The organism is Chromatiaceae bacterium, assembly GCA_024235395.1.
GTDB lineage: Bacteria > Pseudomonadota > Gammaproteobacteria > Chromatiales > Chromatiaceae > Thiosocius.
The window spans coordinates 983,528-999,924 of sequence record JACKMK010000003.1 but is presented as its reverse complement, the minus strand read 5'-3'; the positions used below and the strand labels follow the sequence as shown (position 1 = coordinate 999,924).

The following is a 16,397-nucleotide window of genomic DNA, read 5'->3' as shown; positions in this document are numbered from 1 at the left end:
CCGCGGTCAGCGACCTGCCTTGACCCGGGTCCAGGCCCGGGTGCGCGCACGCAGCGCGGCCGGTGGCAGCTCGTCAGGCGCGACCAGGCGCTCGACCACCTCGGGCGGCGGAAAGATACCGGGATCGTCGCGCACATCGGCTTCCAGCAGCGGCAACGAGGCCGGGACCGAGTTGGCGAACGCGACGTAGTTGGTGATCTTGGCGATCACCTCCGGACGCAGGATGAAGTCGATGAACTTGTGCGCATTGCCCGGATGCTTGGCGTCGGCCGGGATCGCCATCACGTCGACCGCGACGACCGCGCCTTCGCGCGGGATCGCCAGCGCGATGTTCACCTTGTTGTTCGCCTCGGCGGCACGGTCACGTGCCTGCAGGATGTCGCCGGAGTAACCGTGCACCACGCACAGATCCCCGTTCGCGAGGTCGTTGATGTACTGCGACGAATGGAAGTAGCGAATGGACGGGCGCACCTTTTGCAGCACGGCAGTGGCGGCCTCCAGGTCGGCCTTGTCGGTGCTGTTGAGGTCCTTGCCGAGATAGATCAACGCGGCCGCGAACACCTCGGTCGAGTCGTCGAGCAGGCTGATACCGCAGTCCGCGAGACGCTCCGCGTTGGCAGGATCGAAGATCAGCGACCAGGTGTCCGCACGTGCTTCGGCTCCCAGCCGTTCGGCGACCTTGTCGACGTTGTAGCCGATACTGGTGCTACCCCACATGTAGGGCACCACATGCGCATTGTCCGGATCGATCTCGGCCAGCTTGCGCATCATGATGGGGTCGAGTCCGGCGGCGTTCGGCAGCTTGCCCTTGTCGAGCGGGCGATAGATCCCGGCCTTGATGTGCCGCTGCGCGAAAGGCCGCGCCGTCGGGAACACCAGGTCGTAGCCGCTGTGGCCCGCGAGCAGCTTGGCTTCGAGCACCTCGTTCGAGTCGTACACGTCGTATACGACCTTGATGCCCGTCTCGGACTGAAACTGCTGCAACACCTCGTCGGTGATGTAGTCACTCCAGTTGTAGACATGCAGCACGGGCTCTTCGGCCGCGTGGGCGTGCATACTCAACGCAACGACAGCCAGGAAACCGATCAAAGGAAACCGTGACACCGCGAGCATCTCCCAGGTCAGTGATAGACGGACGAATAGCGTGCACCGAAGCGCCCTGGCCGTCACGCGTTTTTTCCCGACAGGCACAAGGTCGCGAATGTCGGACCGGACACTCGGCACGCGGTGGTCGGGCCCACCACGGTACCGGCCGGTCATTCAGGGTTCGCTGACCTCGGGGAGACGCAGCGCCTCCCACGCGGCGAGCAGAGACCAGAGCCCGAGCAGGCCGATCACCGCAGTCACCCCGATGCGGTCCCCCAGGGCGCCGACGAGACCGCCGACCAACATCATCACGCCGATGGCGGTGTTCGATACCGCGACATAGGCGGCCCGCGTCTGCTCGGTCGCCATATCCACCAGATACACCTTGCGGCCGAGGCGCACGCCGCTGTGCATCACGGTCAGCACCGTGTAGATCCCCGCATGCACCCAGGGCGAGGCCATCCAGGGCTGTCCGGCGAACGCCGCAGCGCTGACGGCGATGCCGAGGATGCCGGCACCCGCGGCACCCAGTGCCATCACGCTGCGGCTGGACCGGTCGCCGAGCGCCCCCCACAGCGGCGAGCTCAGCGCGGTCGCCAGTCCACTGCCGATCAACAAGAGCCCCAGGCCGGCGAGATCACCCTGCACCTGCTGCTGCGCCAGCAGCACGTAGAACGGTGGCGACAACGCGACCGCCAACAGTGAAATGCGGCCGAACACGAAACGTCGGAACGGCCTGTCGTCGCGCAGCAGGCGCAGGTTGTCCATTGCCACCTGCAACGCGTTGCCGCCCCCGGAGGTCGCCCCCGGCCGTTCTCGGATGGTCGCGAACATCGCCACGGCCGCAAGCCACAGCACGCCAGCGGACGCGAGCAGGAATGCGAACACCTCGCGCCCGGTGTCGGCCTGCGGGACCTGGGTCAAGCCGCCACCCACGACCAGGGTCAGCACGCCGCCCATGGCGGCACTCCAGCCCATCAGCCGGCCACGGCGACTCTTCGAGACGGTCTTGCCGAGCACGTCTTTTGCCGAGACCGAACACAGACCGCGCGCCAGGCTGAAAACGAGCAGTGCGGCGACCACCGCCCAACCGGCGGCGATACCGTCGAGGGTCAACGCGGCCAAAGCCGCACCGAACAGCGACAGCGCCGACAGCACGCCACCCAGCAGCCAGACGGGGCGGCGTAACGGCAGACGCCTGACGATCGCGGCCACGGCCATCTGCGGCAGCAACACGCCCGACTCGCGGATCGGCACGAGAAACCCGGTGAACGCCGCCGGCGCACCCAGCACGCCGAGCATCCATGGGAGCACGAGTTTGGCGCTGGCGAGTTCGTCGGCGACCTTGTTGAGGGTATTGGCCCCGAGGTAGGCGAAGAAGTTACGCGGCTGGTCGTCGCACGACTCGGGCGGGATGTCCTTGCAGACCCGGGCATCCTCGTCGCCGGTCATCAGGTTGTAGAGCACATCGATCCGGGGTATCTGTTGTTCGCCGACCTTTTCGATCCCGCGTTGCATCTGCACCTCGACTGCTTGCGAACTTCAGACCACCGACAGACAGCCCGCCGGGTATGGCGCCCACTGCGGCGCCGCCGCGTCGGACCCACCGTTCGACGAGAGCCCCATGGATTGTTAAATTCGATTGGTATCTATTTTTCGATAGGTTGGCAAGGGCCACACCCGTACGGCCAGCCGCCCAAAAGCAGAAACCCCCGGTCAGGGCCGGGGGCTTCGCACTACCGCCTGATCGGCGCGATGGCAGTGCCTGGATTTACTCGCAGTCTTCGTCCATGCCGGCCGAATACTCTTTCTTGCTCAGCTTGCCGTCGCCATCCTTGTCGAGCTTGGCCATCTCCTTCTTCATCCCGCTGGCGGCAAACTCGGTCGCATCGAGCGAACCGTCACCGTTCGCGTCCGCCTTGTCGAACTTCGCCGGGGCGGCGAAGGCTACGGAAGTGGCGAGCATTGCGGCGAAAGCCGCGAGGGTCATGGGTGTCTTGTGCATCGGTGTGGTCCTTTGGTCTGGCTTGGAAAGGGTGGACGAATTCGGTCGCCGCGACGGTATTCGCATCTGGCGAGCCCAGTAATTTAGGCCCTGCGCCGGTCGGCGTCGAGTGGATGCGTCATATTTCGCCGGACTGTGCGACAAGTCCTTAACCTCGATCAAGCGGGCTCGCGCGCAACTCGCCGGACGCTGATCCCAAAAGACAGGCGGCGGCGTGCGAAGTTCCCTCGACCACACCCTCGGCGGCAGTCGGCGAATCGGTCCCCAGCCGCTAAAGTTGCAACCAGGGGAATCCGCTAACCCTGGGTGCGCAGAATACGCAAGCAGACGCGGTGCCCAGGCACGACTTTGAGGCGGGACAGATGTCACGAGACAGCGTTTCAGGAACACGCCGACAGCTCTACCTGGGGCTGGGTTGGCTGTGCGTGCTGCTCGGCATCATCGGTGCGTTTCTGCCGCTGATGCCTACCACGGTGTTCCTGCTGATCGCCGCCTGGGCCTTCTCCAGGTCGTCCGAACGCTGGCACCGCTGGCTGCGCGAACACGCGCGCTTCGGCGAGGTGGTGCGGGCCTGGGAGGAACACCACGCGATGCCGCGGCGCGCCAAACGTATCGCCCTGCTCGCGCTCGCCGCATCCTATGCGTTCACCGCGTGGGTGTTCGGTCCCTTGTCATGGGCGGCGATCGCGGGCGGCGTCTGTATCGCCGGCGTCGCGCTGTACATCCTTCACCTGCCGGTGTTGAGCAAGCCGCTGGGCGACACCGCCGGCCCTTGATTTATCCGCTGCCCGGTCCCACATTCTCCGCATTCCTCGGCGGTTCTGGGACATCTCCATGCTGCGTATCCTGTTATTTCTCGGCACCAACATCGCGATCGTCGCACTGATCAGCATCACCTTCCGGCTGCTCGGGATCGACAACCTGCTGGCGCAGAACAACGTCGACCTCGACATGAATGCGCTGCTGATCTATTCGGCGATCATCGGATTCTCCGGGTCGCTGATCTCGCTGTTCATGTCCAAGGTGATGGCCAAGCAGACGATGCACGTCCACCTGATCGAGCAACCGCAGTCCGGGGACGAGGCGTGGCTGCTCGAGACGGTACAGCGCCAGGCCCAGGCGGCCGGCATCAAGATGCCCGAGGTCGGCATCTTCGAAGGTTCGCCAAACGCCTTCGCGACGGGCTGGAACAAGAACGACGCACTGGTCGCGGTCAGCACCGGTCTGCTGCGCTCGATGAACCATGACGAGGTCGAGGCCGTGCTGGCGCATGAGATCAGCCATGTGGCGAACGGCGACATGGTGACCCTCACACTGATTCAGGGCGTCGTCAACACCTTCGTCGTGTTCCTGTCCCGGGTGATCGGCCACCTGGTCGATCGCGTCGTCTTCCGGGTCGAACGCGGACACGGACCGGCGTTCTGGATCGTGTCGCTGATCACGCAGTTCGTCCTCGGCATCCTCGCGACCATGATCGTGATGTGGTTCTCGCGCTGGCGTGAGTTTCGCGCCGACGCCGGTGGCGCCCAGCTTGCCGGGCGGCACAAGATGGTCGCCGCGCTGCGCCGCCTGCAACAGGCCCACGATACCCAGCCGCTGCCCGACGAGATCGCCGCGTTCGGCATCACGGGCAAGGGACTGAAGGAACTGTTTGCCAGCCACCCGCCGCTGCCGGAGCGCATCGCGGTACTGGAACGCGCCGCCTGAGTCGCGACCCGCTGGGAAACCGCTTCGCAGCCTGCTCAAGGGCGATGGCGCACAGCCGCCATCGCCTGTATGGACATCTCCGCGATTTCATCCAGCCTGATTCAGCAGATCAACGGTGATGCTACGCAGAGTGGCGACGCCGTTGCGATCTCGGTGCTCCGCAAGGCGCTCGACCTGCAGTCCACGCAGGCCGCACAGCTGATCGCGTCGGTGGCTGCCAGCGTGCCCGATCCGGCGAGCGCGGTCGGCCACCACGTCGACGTCCGGGCCTGAGCAACGCCCTAGACAACGAGCAATCCCAACTCCTGATCGATGGCCTGCGCGGTGAGGGCGGCAAACACCGCGGCCTCAGCCACGACCACCTCACCCGCCACCTCCGACCATGCGAATCCAGCGGTCCACGGACTGTGGCGGTAGCTGCCCTGGAAGGCACGCGTCACCAGATACATGTGCCCGGGGCGATAGAGCAGGTTGTACGTCGCCCCCGCGGCATGCAGCCGCTCGATGGCCTCCCAGGCGGTCCGGGCATCGATATGCCGGGTCACCGCCAGTGGGTAAGGGCACGGGCCACCGTTGTGTCGCCACTCTGCCGCCTCGATCGGGTAGTCACCGACCGGTCGCAGGAACATCTGCAGGTGCAGGTGGTTGACCGAGGCGTAGGCGCCCTGGGCGTTGTACCCCGCGCCGATGTCCGGCAGCGCCTCACCCAGCACCGCCAAAGTGTCCCAGACCTCGACGTGGGTCTGGCGGTCCAGCCACTGCGGCAACCCCCTCTGTGGATGCGGCACCAGCAGCGTATGCAGATCGGCAAACGGGAACTTGTTGTACAGCAGACGTGCGGACAGCGCCCCGAGAGTACCTTCCCAAAACACCTCACGGCGCAGAACGGGTCGATCGAAGTGAAACCCGTCGCGATCGAACGGGCGGTGCAGCCGGGTCACTGCGGTACCGCTCATGCGCGGCGGCCGCAGCGCCCGCAGCGGATTGAGCTGCACGGACCAGGGGCCGACCGCACGCCGCTGCATCGCGGGCAACGCGTCGATCGCGGTCGACCGCAGGCGCTCGAATACCGCGATGTCGTCCACGGCCGCTTCGCGCACCCGCGGTGACTGCCGGGCGAAACGGCCCTCCCAACGAGCAAACGCATCTCCAAGCGCCCCGCGCAGGGGCTCCAGCTGGGCGCGGTCATAGCTTGCATTGCCCAGCACCAGGATGAAGGTACCGAGCAGATCGTGGGTCAGCAGGCGCTCCAGGCCTGCACCGAACGCAGCGCGCAACGCCTCGGGTGAACTGAACGGCGACGGACGGGGGTCAACGGGTGTGATCATGCTCGTGGGGATCGGGGACCGGATCGTAACCACCGGCATGGAAGGGATGACAGCGCGACACGCGTCGGATGCCCAACCAGAGGCCACGCCAGGGGCCCCACTTCTCGATGGCCTCCAGCGTGTACGCGGAACAACTGGGCATATAGCGACAGTTGTTGCCGAGAAACGGACTGATCAGCAGTTGATAGCCCCTCACCAGCTTCAGCATCAGTGTCTTGATCATTGATCCTACCTGCAGTCGGCCGCCAACCCCGACGGATCCGCAATGCCCGCGCTTGCCCGCGGTCGGCAGCTACGCCACCATCCCGGCAATGGCACAACTCACCAGCCTGTTCCTCGCTCCGCAAGACCCCTTCGTCGCCGTCCCGCTCTCCGGGATCACCCGGGTGCTGCGCGAACTGCGGATCATCGATGCGGCACTCGACGATTGCACCTTCACCGCCGGCGATGGCTTCAGTCGACACGTGGTGTATGCCGGCTGTTCACCCTTCCTGCAGATGCAACCCGCCGCCGACGGCGATATGCAGTTCTGCCATGTCGCCCTTCACGGCCCGCTGGCGAGTCCCCGGCTGGTCACCGGGCCGAATACGGTCAAACCGCGCTGCCCGGCATGTCGCACCCGCCTGCCCGACTGGCAGGCGCAGCTGCGGGAATGGCTGGAAACCGATTCGACGCCGCCGTGCATCGGCTGCGGCAGGCGCTGGTCTCCGCACCGGCTGGACTGGCGTGGACACGCGATCAGCGGCCGGTCGTTGATCGAATTGCGAAATGTGTTTCCCGGCGAGGCCAGTCCCAGCGATCTGTTGCTGGAACGCCTGCAGCACGCCTCGGGCCAGAGCTGGCGCTACGCCTGGGCAGGATACCTCATGCCGTGTGGCACCGCGTCACCGGCTCGCGATCCCTCGGCGTGATGACCGTCAGCCGGCGGTGACGCGATTCTTGCCCGTGCGCTTCGCCTGATACAGGGCCCCATCGGCGCGCTCGAACACCACCTCGGGCGTGTCGGCATCCGCAAACGACGCCATGCCCACCGATACCGTGACCTTGACCGGCTTTCCGCTGGCGTGCAGACCGCCCTCGGCGACCGCCTGTCGCATGCCGTCGGCGAGGCGCAGGGCATCGTCGCGCTCGGCACCGATCAACAGCACGACAAACTCCTCGCCACCGAAGCGTGCGATGAAGTCGGTCTCGCGCAGTCGCTCCTCGAGAATCTTGGCGATCATGATCAACGCCTTGTCGCCGGATTTGTGACCGAACTGATCGTTGATCTGCTTGAAGTCGTCCACGTCCAGCACCAACAGTGCCAATGGCCCGCCGAAGCGCTTCCAACGCGCGAATTCCTGGGCAACGCGCTCATCGTAGGCCCGCCGATTGGCCAGCCCGGTCAAGGGATCGCGCATCGCGGCACGGCGCGTCTGTGCCACCTGGCGGCGCAGGTCGAAGGTGTCCTGCTCGAGCTGCCGCAGGCGGCCGCGCAGCACGCCCGCCTCGTCCTCGGCCTTTTCGCGACGGGCATTCTCATCCAGCAGGTGTTCGCGGACCTGCGTCTGCATGCGGTCCAGCGTGCGGATCACGTTGGCCTGCAACTCCGAGAGACTCACACTGCTGCGCACACTCTCGGTCAACGAGCCGACCGCGCTGTCCATCGACTGGCCGAGCCGTTCGCCGCTCGCCTGTGATTCGACGCGCCGCTGCGCCTCGTCGTGCATGTGTCGGTCAAGCTCTTCGAGGCGCTGGTTGAGCGCGGTGAGGAAGGACTCCGCGGACTGCGCATCGAGCTGCGACTGCTGCATTGCGCGCACCGCGAGATCGCTGATCTCGCGCACCACGTGGACCCAGGCGTCCTCCTTGCCCTCCTCCAGCAACTCGGTGCGAAAGGCCGAGACCTGGTCGACCAGACTGTCGGGCCATTCGACCGCCTGCAGCAGGTCGAGCAGCACGCGGTTGGGCGGCAGGTCGTCCTTGTGCCCGGACTTGCCTATCAGTCGGCCGAGCAGCCCCGGCCGCGACGCTTCACGCTCCGCGCCGGCGGCCAGACTGTTGCGCAGCGCGTCCGCCAGCCGATCGAGTTGCGCATCGCTGGCGGCCGCGGGATCCGCCGCGACCGCGGCCCAGAGCTTCAGCGCCTCGTCGACCTGGCGCTGCGCGGCACCGTACCGTTCGAGCAGCATCGCGATGACACCGGGGCGCATGCGCTCCTCGGTCGCGCTGACCAGCGAGTCGGCAAACTCGTCGGCGCGTCGCAGCAGGGTCTCGGCCTTGCCGCCCTTGGCCGCCTGGCGCAAACGATTCAGGTGGGGATCGAGTACCGGGTCCAACCCGGACGTGGCGACGCACAGCCGCGTCACCAGGCGGATCAGCTCGCGTTCGGCGTCGGCGTGGCTCTGCTCGGCACGTTCGTTCTGATCTGCCAGTTGCAGGTAGCGTTCCCGCCAGTCGGTCATAGAGGGCGCGTCACCACGTCTCAGGCCGCCAGGCGGATGCCCTCGGGCAACTCCAGCTCGACACAGATGGGCAGATGGTCGGACAGCGCATAATCGACGACCCGGGTGTTCCTGACCTCGAGCGCGTGCGAGACCAGGATGTGATCGATACGCCGCACCGGGCGCCAGCTGGGGAAGGTGGCCTGGTCACAGGCCGGTTCGGTCAGACCGGTCTTTTCGATGAACGCGCGTACCTCGCTGCTGTCGCAGCCTGCGTTCAGATCACCCATGACCACCAGGTGGCGTCGCTCGCCGACCAGATCGTTGATGAAATCGAGCTGCCGGGTGCGTACCCGGCGGCTCAGCGCGAGGTGCATGCTGCACACCACCAGCGCCTCCGGTCCCTCGCCAAACTCGAGCAGCATCGCCCCGCGGCCGTTACCCGGCGGCAAGCGGTGATTGCTGACCCGGGTCGGTCGGATACGGCTCAAAAACCCGTTGCTGTGCTGGGCGAGCACGCCCATGTTGCGATTCACCTGACGGTACCAGTGCGGATAACCGCTGCGGTTTGCCAGGTACTCGGTCATATCGACGAAACCACTGCGCAGGCTGCCCGAATCGACCTCCTGCAACCCGACCAGGTCGTAGCCGTGGATCATGTCGGCAATCAGGTTGAGATTGCGCAGGCGCTCGCGGTTGGGCAGCAGGTGTTTCCAGCCCTTGGTCACGTACTCACGGTAGTGGCGCGTGTCGACACCGGCCTGGATGTTGTAGCTGAGCAGACGCAGTCCCCGACCCGCCGCCTGCAGGTCGGCCGCGTCGGGCCCGCTGGGGCCACCCGTGCCTTGTCGAATGAGGTCCATGATTCAGCGGCTAGCCTGCGCCTTGCGTTGTGCCAACACCTTAGCGACCACGAAATCGGCAACTTCAGTCATCTCCGCGTAGCTGGCGAATCCGCTTCCACTGCGGTAACGGCCATCGACGACCAACGCCGGGACACCGCGGATGCCATAGCGGCGCATCAGCGCACGCGCCCGGTTGACCTTCGCAGCGACCGCGAACGAACTCATCGCCTCGTTGAACTTGGCCAGATCGACGCCGTTCTGCTGCATGAAGGCATCCACCGCGGCGCGATCGCGCAGCTTGTTCTTGTCGACATGCATCGCATGGAACAGCTTTTCGTGCAGCCGCGCCAACTCACCCATGCCTTCGAGCGCGTAGTACATCTGCGCATGCAGGTCGGCCGGCCCGCCGAACAGCACCGGCACCTGGGTGAATTTCACATTGGCCGGCAGACCGCTGGCCCACTTCGAGACCACCGGCTCGAAGTCGCGGCAATGCGGGCAGCCGTACCAGAAGAATTCAAGGACCTCGACATCCTCACCGGTTCCGACCGGCGGCTGCGGGTCGATCCGCACGTACTGCAGCCCTTCTTCGAAGGTCTTGGCCCCGGCAGCGCCGGCGATCAGCAGAAACCCCGTCAACAGGGTCACGATGGCTTGTCTCACACTCAGACTCCGTTTTTTCATAATGCACCGCCGGTAAGACCGCCTGTCGGGTCGCGAGTTCGACGGTGGAAGTCACTCGTGTCGGCATTCTGGCGCGTTGCACCGGGCCACTGCAACCGCAGCCGCCGGGGGATCGCCACCGGCCGCGCCGCCGAGGCCCGCCAGCGTCGCAGCGGCACGCAAGCGGCTCCACCACAAACAAAAAAGGCGGCTTGCGCCGCCTTCTTTGCCAACTCGCAATCGGCCTGCGATCAATGCAGCCCCTGGATGTACTGCGCGACGGCGTCGATCTCGGCGTCGGTCATCTTTTTTGCCACGCCGCGCATCATCGAACCGGCATCGTTCGCACGCGTGCCGGCGCGGAAGTTCTTCAGCTGCGTGACGGTGTAGTCGGCGTGCTGGCCGCTCAGGCTGGGGAACTTGGCCATCGGGTTGCCGCCACCGGCCGGACCGTGACAGGCGGCACAGGCGGAGACGCCACTCGCGGCGTTACCGGCACGGTACAACGACTCGCCAAGCACGACCTTGTCTTGCGCGGCACTGCCGACCGCCCCCTTTTGCGCTGCATAGAATGCCGCCAGATCCGCCATGTCCTGATCGCTGAGTGCCGCGGCCATGCCGTTCATCGTCGCATCGGTGCGGTCACCCGACTTGAAGTTGGACAGCTGCTTGACCAGGTAGTCCGCGTGCTGTCCGGCAAGTCTCGGGAAATTCGGGGCGGCGCTGTTGCCATCGGTACCGTGGCACGCCATGCACATCGCGGATTTGGTCTTTCCGGCTTCGATGTCACCCGCCGCCATGGCCGGGGCCACCGCGATGAGACCTGCGAGAGAGGCGATCAGAGAAAAATTTTTCATATGGACCATCCAGGTACGTTGGAAAGCGTTAAACAAAGGTTCATGGCCGGCCCCCTGCGCCCCAGCTCATCTGAGGGTCGCGATGTAGGCGGCGAGGTTGTCGATATCGACATCGCTCAAGCCTGCGGCCATCGCCCTCATCGTCGGGTTGTCGCGGGTGCCGGATTTGAAGGCGCGCAACTGCGCAGCCACGAACGCGGCATCCCGTCCCGCCAGTGCCGGATAGCGCATCTCCGCATTGCCGGCTCCGGTCGGCCCATGACAGCCTGCGCATAGCGCGAACTTGATCCGCCCTGCCGCCGTGTCCGCGGCCTGTGCGGCCCCACAGACCCCGAATTGCGCCAGCATGGCAGCGATCGCGAAAATCCGCATTGGCGCCCCCCGGCAGATCGGCCACAGTGGTCGGGCCCACAAGCGCTCGCCGACCGACCCATGTGCCCGGATTCGGCTCGCGTTTATATCAGAAGACGCTTAAGTAGGCAAACCGACGAGGTGGCTTTCACGACCGCGTCGTGGCGAAAAGAAACGGTATCTCGACGCCCTGATCCGCATCGATCTGCACGGCGGCCTCCCACTCCATGCGCCGCTGGCTGCAGATCGGCAATATGGTCTCGCCGCTCCACACCCCTTCCCGATCCTGCCGCAGCGCGGTGCGGTTCAGACCCATCTGCATGTTCAGGCCGCGGATATCGACCGCGACCGCGGCCGCCGCGATACCCTGCGTGCGCACCGCAAGGCGCAATGGCTGCATCAACGGCAGGGTGCGTGGCTCGATCGAGAACTCCACCCATCCGTCGCCCAGCCGGGTGCGACAGCTGCCGGAGCTCAGTTCGCAGTCGGCGGCCGCCGGCAGCCTGCGGTAACCCGTCGTCCCCGCCTGCCAATACCGCGCGCCGAGGTACGCGAATCCGGCCATCGCCACGAATACCAGCAGGCCCGCGACACCGCGCCATCCCTTCACCGGCCTTTTCCCCATGCGTCACCCGAACGAGGCGGCGAGTCTGCCACAGCTTGCCGGCACTTTCCCTGCCCGGCGGCATTACCGGAGACGTCTCCGGGTTGCTTTCGCGCCACACGCCACTAATTTAGCGGTCGGAGGTACGAGATGACGCAATGGATGAGTGGCCGCGTGGCCCGCAAGACGCGCTGGAACGATACGCATTATTCGCTGGCGATCGAGGCCGAGGGGCCGCCGTTCGTCGCCGGCCAGTTCATCCGGATCGGTGTCGATCTCGATGGCGAACGGGTCGGTCGTCCCTACTCGCTGGTGAATCCGCCGCACGAGCCGGTGCTCGAGATCTTCTTCAATATCGTGCCCCAGGGCCCGCTGAGCAGCCGACTGGCGACGCTCGAGGCGGGTGACCAGGTCTGGCTGACCGACTCCGCGAATGGCTTGCTGACGCTGGACGAGGTGCCGGCCAGCGCGCGCAACCTGTGGCTGCTCGCGACCGGTACCGGCGTCGGCCCATTCCTTTCCATGCTGCAGACGGACGAACCCTGGGAGCGCTTCGAGCACGTGATCCTCGGCTACGGCGTACGCTATCTCCAGAACCTCGGCTACAGCGACCTGATTGCACGCCTGCAGATGCAGCATCCGGAGCGTTTTCGCTTCGTGCCCTTCGTCACCGGCGAGGCCGTGGACAACGGCCTGCCGTGCCGTATCACCCAGGCGCTGGCCGACGGACGGCTGGAGCAGCATGTCGGCGTGGAACTGGATACCGAGCACAGCCATGTGATGCTGTGTGGACACTCCGGCATGATCAGCGACGCACTGCTGACGCTCGAGACCCGCGGGCTGCGCCGCCACCGGCGCCGCGAACCGGGCCACATCAGCACCGAAAAGTACCACTGAACGAGATGCCGGGGCTCAATGCAGCCCCGGAAACACCTCCGCAAACCGCTCGATCCATTCCTCGGCGGCCTGCTCACGGGTCATCTGCCGCCCCTCTTCGCGTTCGACCTGGTTGCGATAGTCCTCGATGTAGCAGAGCTGCTCGACCATGCGCACGCAGAATCGGTCCTGGGGGGTCATGAACCTTACCCCGACCTCGAAGCCCGCTTCGGCCGGCCGGCACCAGGCCACCGTCGCCTCTACCTGATAGCGCTCGGCGAACACCGGAATCGTCAGGCGGATCGACCGTCCCGGTCGCAAGGCCTCCTCGGTCGTGAAACAAAGACCGCCCTCGCCGACATTGCGCAGGTATTCGTCCCGCCCGTCGGTACGGCCCTGTAGATCGAAATGGATCGGCATCCGCGCGGGATGGCGGATGAATCGACGCGCTTGGTGCCTGGCATCCGGGCCCGTTCTTTTCATGAGGCAGTCCTGGTCGCGCCACAGCGAGGGCGCCCTCTGTACTGCAGTCTAATCGCTTTCTCGCGCGTTGGAATGCGTCACCGGCAGCACCGCGGCGCGCTCGCGCACGCTGAGCGGGCGCCATTGTCCAGGGTCCAGCGACGGATCCAGCGACAGGCCGCCAATCGATTCGCGATGCAGCGCAACGACGCGGTTGCCGAGGGCCGCGAACATGCGTCTGACCTGGTGGTAGCGCCCCTCGTCGATCGTGATGCGCACCCTGTTGGTGTCCAGTCTCTGCAGATGGGCCGGGCGCGTGGGCCGCTGTTCGCTGCGCAACAGCAGTCCCCGCCCGAGCCGCGATTCGGCGTCCCCGGTCAACGGTTCCGCGAGGTCGGCAAGGTAGACCTTGGGACAGCGGCTGTGCGGCGCAGTGATACGGTGCGACCAATCGCCGTCGTCGGTCAGCAACAACAGGCCGCTGGTGTCCTTGTCCAACCGGCCGACCAGATGCACGCGCGCCGCGAGTGCCTCGGGCAGCAGCGACAACACCGTCGCCTGTTGCCCGTCGGTGGTCGCGCTGAGTAGCCCGGTGGGCTTGTGCAACATCAGGTACAACGGCTCGGGCAGGCGCAACGCGCGGCCGTCGAGCTCCACCGCCGCCACGCCGTCGACGCTTGCCGCAGCGTCACGCACCGGTTCGCCGGCGACCGCCACCCGGCCCGCACGTACCGCGCCACGTGCCTGGCTGCGCGAGATGCCAGCGGCCTGGCTGACGAAGCGATCGAGTCTCACCTGGACACTTCAGAGATTGCAATTTCCCCGGTCCGGCCTACCTTAGCCAGAGAAGGGGCCTGGATTGGATCTTCCGAGAGCACAACCATCACCGGAGTCCGCTCATGAGTCAATTCCGTGTGCTGAACGCCGGGGCGCTGGATGCGGGTGTGGGGTTCCAACGCCCGCGCCAAAGCCTTCCGGAACAGGTGACGCTGGACAGCCCGGCGTTGGATGTGATGACCGACCTGACAACGGTGGCCGCGGAGACGGTCTCGGCGAACATACCGATCGACGACGCCGAGCAGAACATGATCGCGGGTGGGGTCCGGCTCTTGTTCGTGACCAGCCCGTTGCACCAGGTGATCGGCATCGTTACCTCCAGGGATCTCAGCGGCGAGCGCATCCTGCGCCGCATCAGCGAATCCGGTACCGCGCGCAGTGACCTGACCGTGCGCGACATCATGACCCCGCAGCACAAGATCGAGGTACTCGAGATGGCGGACGTCTCGATCGCCCGGGTCGGCGACATCGTGACCACGCTGAAGCGCATGGGGCGGCAGCACGCGCTGGTGGTGGATCGCAGCGCGGCCGGCGCGCAGACGATCAGGGGACTGCTGTCTACCACCCAGATCGGGCGCCAGATCGGTGAAAACATCGACACCACGGATATCGCAGGCAACTTTGCCAATCTCGCGGCGGCCGGTTGACACGCTTCCATAACGCCGGCCGGCGGTTCTAGAATGCTGCCCCGCAGGGTGTAGGGGTACGATTGCTTGAAATTCCATGAGCTGCGTCTGGGTGAACGATTCCGGTTTCAGGGCGCGGTCTTGCGCAAGGTCTCGCCGCTCAAGGCGGCATTCGAAGACGACACCGAGGGTCGCCAACGGCTGATACCGCGTTCGGCGGAGGTGGTGTCGGTCGCCCAGGGCGAAACATCGGAAGCGGCGACGCTTCCCGATAACCTCACCGGGGCCTCCGTGCAGACCGCGCTCGATGCCTTCGTCGCGGCCATCGAAGCCGGGACCGACGTGTTCGACCCTCCACTCACTGAGCATCAGCGCCAACAGCTACAGCGTGCGCTGCGACAAGCCCAACGCGACTTGACCGATCGCCTGACCGGCGGCGGGTGAGTCGCCGAAACCACGTCCGGGCGAATGCCTGCGACATCCACAAGGAGACTGTTTTTCGTGAACAAGATCATGTTTGCCTTCGTTCTGGCCAGCGCATCCGCGATGGCACAACAGCCACAGATGCCGCAGATGCCGCAGATGCCGAACCTCGATGAACTGTTCATGAAACAGTTCGACGCCAATCAGGACGGCAAGGTCAGCAAGGACGAATTCCTCAAACCCACCGTCGAGCAGTTCGATCACATGGACAGCAATCACGATGGCGCGCTCGACGCGGCCGAGGTCAAGGCGTTCAACGACGAGATGCAGAAGCGCGTCCAGGAACTGCAGCGGCAGATGCAGCAGCACGGCATACAGGGAATGCCGGGGATGCCGAAGCGTTAAACGTCAATCCGGCAAAATCCCGCACGTTTGACGCCGATCAGCCCACATGCGGGCGTTTTCTCCTAGCATGTGCGGACTGATTCGGCAAAATAACCAGGGAGGCCGCCATGGAACTCTTTTCGGAATTGTTCTCCGATTGGGTCGGCATACTGTCGTTCGGCGTCATCGCGTTCATCATCCTGATGGCGCTGTTCTTCATCGTGTTTTTCATGGCCCGTTCCGGCGATCCGAAAAGCTGAATCCGGCCGCGCAACGGTCGTCAGGGCGACGGGCGGCTCGCCCCTCGCTTCGGTGCGCGGATTGACGGATGCAGGGACCCGGACCAACACCGGGTTGTCACTGGCGCCATTCGGCGCGGACATCGAGAAGGCCGTCACCGGACGGTTGCAGCCCTTTGCCAGCGCTCCCTTCGATCGAAGTCGGTGAGCGCGGCAGACAGGCCTGAGTTCGGCACCGAATCGTTCACGGCGCGCGGCCCGACCCGGGACGCGAGCGCCGCAACCGGGAGTCGTTCAGTTGTACCCGGGAATCGCAACGTGCTCCTGCACCCGCGAATCCTCGCACTCCGTATGGGCCAGGTAATCGCGCGCGACGCGACGCTGCTGAGTGCCCTCATTGGCGGCCCAGTCAAGCCGGCGAGATGCCTCCTTGATCTCGTCCCAGCTTACGGGAAGCCCTTCATTTTCCAACGACATTTCGCTCTCCTTGGAGCTCAAACTATAAGAAATCAAGCCAACGCATTGAATTGCATGCGCATATCTTCACAAGCGTAGATCAACTCGCGCCCCATGGTGAGGCAGATCGCCTGTGCATCGGGCATAGGAGGCATTTTTTGGGCACTCCGCGCACCGCGACAGGGCGTTAGACCCCACCTATTGAATAGGTTCGGCCAAACACCC

Annotated in this window: 23 protein-coding genes; 9 read left to right on the top strand and 14 right to left on the bottom strand. The window is 65.4% G+C overall.

From position 1 onward, the window contains the following. Positions 1-6 precede the first annotated feature (6 nt). From H6955_17960 to H6955_17950, 3 genes are all read right to left on the bottom strand, one after another. Positions 7-1,113: a polyamine ABC transporter substrate-binding protein gene (locus tag H6955_17960; GenBank protein MCP5315450.1), complete on the bottom strand. Its 1,107-nt coding sequence runs from the start codon at positions 1,111-1,113 to the stop codon at positions 7-9. Positions 1,114-1,260: 147 nt separating this feature from the next. After that, positions 1,261-2,604, bottom strand: coding sequence for an MFS transporter (locus H6955_17955; protein ID MCP5315449.1), 1,344 nt, complete (start codon positions 2,602-2,604; stop codon positions 1,261-1,263). A 253-nt stretch (positions 2,605-2,857) separates the two neighbouring features. After that, complete coding sequence (locus H6955_17950; protein ID MCP5315448.1) at positions 2,858-3,091, bottom strand: hypothetical protein; 234 nt, start codon at positions 3,089-3,091, stop codon at positions 2,858-2,860. Positions 3,092-3,453: 362 nt separating this feature from the next. Between H6955_17950 and H6955_17945 the strand changes: the two genes are divergently transcribed. From H6955_17945 to H6955_17935, 3 genes are all read left to right on the top strand, one after another. Continuing rightward, entirely contained in the window at positions 3,454-3,867 is a 414-nt protein-coding gene (locus H6955_17945; GenBank protein ID MCP5315447.1) for a YbaN family protein, read from the top strand. Positions 3,868-3,925: 58 nt separating this feature from the next. Continuing rightward, positions 3,926-4,798: a protease HtpX gene (gene htpX / locus H6955_17940; GenBank protein ID MCP5315446.1), complete on the top strand. Its 873-nt coding sequence runs from the start codon at positions 3,926-3,928 to the stop codon at positions 4,796-4,798. Between the two features lie 69 nt (positions 4,799-4,867). After that, positions 4,868-5,071 carry a YjfB family protein gene (locus tag H6955_17935; GenBank protein ID MCP5315445.1) on the top strand — a complete coding sequence of 68 codons (204 nt, stop codon included), beginning with the start codon at positions 4,868-4,870 and terminating at the stop codon, positions 5,069-5,071. An 8-nt stretch (positions 5,072-5,079) separates the two neighbouring features. Here the strand turns inward: H6955_17935 and H6955_17930 are convergent, their stop codons facing one another. Continuing rightward, a complete protein-coding gene (locus H6955_17930; protein MCP5315444.1) occupies positions 5,080-6,126 on the bottom strand; it encodes a hypothetical protein in 1,047 nt (348 codons plus the stop codon). Next, a complete protein-coding gene (gene yidD, locus H6955_17925; GenBank protein MCP5315443.1) occupies positions 6,110-6,349 on the bottom strand; it encodes a membrane protein insertion efficiency factor YidD in 240 nt (79 codons plus the stop codon). The genes H6955_17930 and yidD overlap by 17 nt, the downstream gene beginning before the upstream one ends. An 88-nt stretch (positions 6,350-6,437) precedes the next feature. On the opposite strand from yidD, the gene H6955_17920 reads away from it, so the two are divergent. Beyond that, positions 6,438-7,037, top strand: a complete 600-nt coding sequence (locus H6955_17920) for a hypothetical protein (protein ID MCP5315442.1) — start codon at positions 6,438-6,440, stop codon at positions 7,035-7,037. Positions 7,038-7,043: 6 nt separating this feature from the next. On the opposite strand, the gene H6955_17915 is transcribed toward H6955_17920, so the two are convergent. From H6955_17915 to H6955_17890, 6 genes are all read right to left on the bottom strand, one after another. Further along, positions 7,044-8,570 carry a GGDEF domain-containing protein gene (locus H6955_17915; protein MCP5315441.1) on the bottom strand — a complete coding sequence of 509 codons (1,527 nt, stop codon included), beginning with the start codon at positions 8,568-8,570 and terminating at the stop codon, positions 7,044-7,046. A 20-nt stretch (positions 8,571-8,590) separates the two neighbouring features. Continuing rightward, complete coding sequence (locus H6955_17910; protein ID MCP5315440.1) at positions 8,591-9,412, bottom strand: endonuclease/exonuclease/phosphatase family protein; 822 nt, start codon at positions 9,410-9,412, stop codon at positions 8,591-8,593. Between the two features lie 3 nt (positions 9,413-9,415). Beyond that, the gene (locus tag H6955_17905; GenBank protein MCP5315439.1) at positions 9,416-10,057 is read right to left on the bottom strand and encodes a thiol:disulfide interchange protein DsbA/DsbL; all 642 of its coding nucleotides are present in this window, start codon (positions 10,055-10,057) and stop codon (positions 9,416-9,418) included. Between the two features lie 251 nt (positions 10,058-10,308). Next, positions 10,309-10,914 (bottom strand): cytochrome c4, encoded by a 606-nt coding sequence (locus H6955_17900; GenBank protein ID MCP5315438.1) that lies wholly within the window; start codon positions 10,912-10,914, stop codon positions 10,309-10,311. Positions 10,915-10,980: 66 nt separating this feature from the next. Further along, positions 10,981-11,286: a c-type cytochrome gene (locus H6955_17895; protein ID MCP5315437.1), complete on the bottom strand. Its 306-nt coding sequence runs from the start codon at positions 11,284-11,286 to the stop codon at positions 10,981-10,983. A gap of 127 nt (positions 11,287-11,413) precedes the next feature. Continuing rightward, positions 11,414-11,875 carry a hypothetical protein gene (locus H6955_17890; protein ID MCP5315436.1) on the bottom strand — a complete coding sequence of 154 codons (462 nt, stop codon included), beginning with the start codon at positions 11,873-11,875 and terminating at the stop codon, positions 11,414-11,416. A 144-nt stretch (positions 11,876-12,019) separates the two neighbouring features. Here H6955_17890 and H6955_17885 point away from each other — a divergent pair, with 144 nt between their 5' ends. Beyond that, positions 12,020-12,766: a ferredoxin--NADP reductase gene (locus tag H6955_17885; protein ID MCP5315435.1), complete on the top strand. Its 747-nt coding sequence runs from the start codon at positions 12,020-12,022 to the stop codon at positions 12,764-12,766. A 15-nt stretch (positions 12,767-12,781) separates the two neighbouring features. Here the strand turns inward: H6955_17885 and H6955_17880 are convergent, their stop codons facing one another. Next, the gene (locus H6955_17880) at positions 12,782-13,228 is read right to left on the bottom strand and encodes a PilZ domain-containing protein (protein MCP5315434.1); all 447 of its coding nucleotides are present in this window, start codon (positions 13,226-13,228) and stop codon (positions 12,782-12,784) included. 48 nt (positions 13,229-13,276) lie between these two features. Next, complete coding sequence (locus H6955_17875; protein MCP5315433.1) at positions 13,277-14,002, bottom strand: pseudouridine synthase; 726 nt, start codon at positions 14,000-14,002, stop codon at positions 13,277-13,279. A gap of 104 nt (positions 14,003-14,106) precedes the next feature. Here H6955_17875 and H6955_17870 point away from each other — a divergent pair, with 104 nt between their 5' ends. From H6955_17870 to H6955_17855, 4 genes are all read left to right on the top strand, one after another. Next, a complete protein-coding gene (locus H6955_17870) occupies positions 14,107-14,691 on the top strand; it encodes a CBS domain-containing protein (GenBank protein ID MCP5315432.1) in 585 nt (194 codons plus the stop codon). 66 nt (positions 14,692-14,757) lie between these two features. Continuing rightward, complete coding sequence (locus H6955_17865) at positions 14,758-15,114, top strand: hypothetical protein (GenBank protein ID MCP5315431.1); 357 nt, start codon at positions 14,758-14,760, stop codon at positions 15,112-15,114. A gap of 57 nt (positions 15,115-15,171) precedes the next feature. Continuing rightward, positions 15,172-15,498, top strand: a complete 327-nt coding sequence (locus H6955_17860; GenBank protein ID MCP5315430.1) for an EF-hand domain-containing protein — start codon at positions 15,172-15,174, stop codon at positions 15,496-15,498. Positions 15,499-15,605: 107 nt separating this feature from the next. Beyond that, entirely contained in the window at positions 15,606-15,737 is a 132-nt protein-coding gene (locus tag H6955_17855) for a DUF3149 domain-containing protein (protein MCP5315429.1), read from the top strand. Positions 15,738-16,010: 273 nt separating this feature from the next. Here H6955_17855 and H6955_17850 read toward each other — a convergent pair whose 3' ends face one another. Then, entirely contained in the window at positions 16,011-16,193 is a 183-nt protein-coding gene (locus tag H6955_17850) for a hypothetical protein (protein MCP5315428.1), read from the bottom strand. Positions 16,194-16,397: the final 204 nt, after the last annotated feature.

What these genes read in the sequence shown, in the direction of transcription:
- H6955_17880 (MCP5315434.1), bottom strand. Translation starts at nt 13,228, where the DNA reads ATGAAAAGAACGGGCCCGGATGCCAGGCACCAAGCGCGTCGATTCATC.
- H6955_17960 (MCP5315450.1), bottom strand. Translation starts at nt 1,113, where the DNA reads ATGCTCGCGGTGTCACGGTTTCCTTTGATCGGTTTCCTGGCTGTCGTT.
- H6955_17930 (MCP5315444.1), bottom strand. Translation starts at nt 6,126, where the DNA reads ATGATCACACCCGTTGACCCCCGTCCGTCGCCGTTCAGTTCACCCGAG.
- H6955_17870 (MCP5315432.1), top strand. Translation starts at nt 14,107, where the DNA reads ATGAGTCAATTCCGTGTGCTGAACGCCGGGGCGCTGGATGCGGGTGTG.
- H6955_17915 (MCP5315441.1), bottom strand. Translation starts at nt 8,570, where the DNA reads ATGACCGACTGGCGGGAACGCTACCTGCAACTGGCAGATCAGAACGAA.
- H6955_17850 (MCP5315428.1), bottom strand. Translation starts at nt 16,193, where the DNA reads ATGTCGTTGGAAAATGAAGGGCTTCCCGTAAGCTGGGACGAGATCAAG.
- H6955_17945 (MCP5315447.1), top strand. Translation starts at nt 3,454, where the DNA reads ATGTCACGAGACAGCGTTTCAGGAACACGCCGACAGCTCTACCTGGGG.
- H6955_17935 (MCP5315445.1), top strand. Translation starts at nt 4,868, where the DNA reads ATGGACATCTCCGCGATTTCATCCAGCCTGATTCAGCAGATCAACGGT.
- H6955_17955 (MCP5315449.1), bottom strand. Translation starts at nt 2,604, where the DNA reads ATGCAACGCGGGATCGAAAAGGTCGGCGAACAACAGATACCCCGGATC.
- H6955_17895 (MCP5315437.1), bottom strand. Translation starts at nt 11,286, where the DNA reads ATGCGGATTTTCGCGATCGCTGCCATGCTGGCGCAATTCGGGGTCTGT.
- H6955_17920 (MCP5315442.1), top strand. Translation starts at nt 6,438, where the DNA reads ATGGCACAACTCACCAGCCTGTTCCTCGCTCCGCAAGACCCCTTCGTC.
- yidD (MCP5315443.1), bottom strand. Translation starts at nt 6,349, where the DNA reads ATGATCAAGACACTGATGCTGAAGCTGGTGAGGGGCTATCAACTGCTG.
- H6955_17885 (MCP5315435.1), top strand. Translation starts at nt 12,020, where the DNA reads ATGACGCAATGGATGAGTGGCCGCGTGGCCCGCAAGACGCGCTGGAAC.
- H6955_17855 (MCP5315429.1), top strand. Translation starts at nt 15,606, where the DNA reads ATGGAACTCTTTTCGGAATTGTTCTCCGATTGGGTCGGCATACTGTCG.
- H6955_17900 (MCP5315438.1), bottom strand. Translation starts at nt 10,914, where the DNA reads ATGAAAAATTTTTCTCTGATCGCCTCTCTCGCAGGTCTCATCGCGGTG.
- H6955_17950 (MCP5315448.1), bottom strand. Translation starts at nt 3,091, where the DNA reads ATGCACAAGACACCCATGACCCTCGCGGCTTTCGCCGCAATGCTCGCC.
- H6955_17910 (MCP5315440.1), bottom strand. Translation starts at nt 9,412, where the DNA reads ATGGACCTCATTCGACAAGGCACGGGTGGCCCCAGCGGGCCCGACGCG.
- htpX (MCP5315446.1), top strand. Translation starts at nt 3,926, where the DNA reads ATGCTGCGTATCCTGTTATTTCTCGGCACCAACATCGCGATCGTCGCA.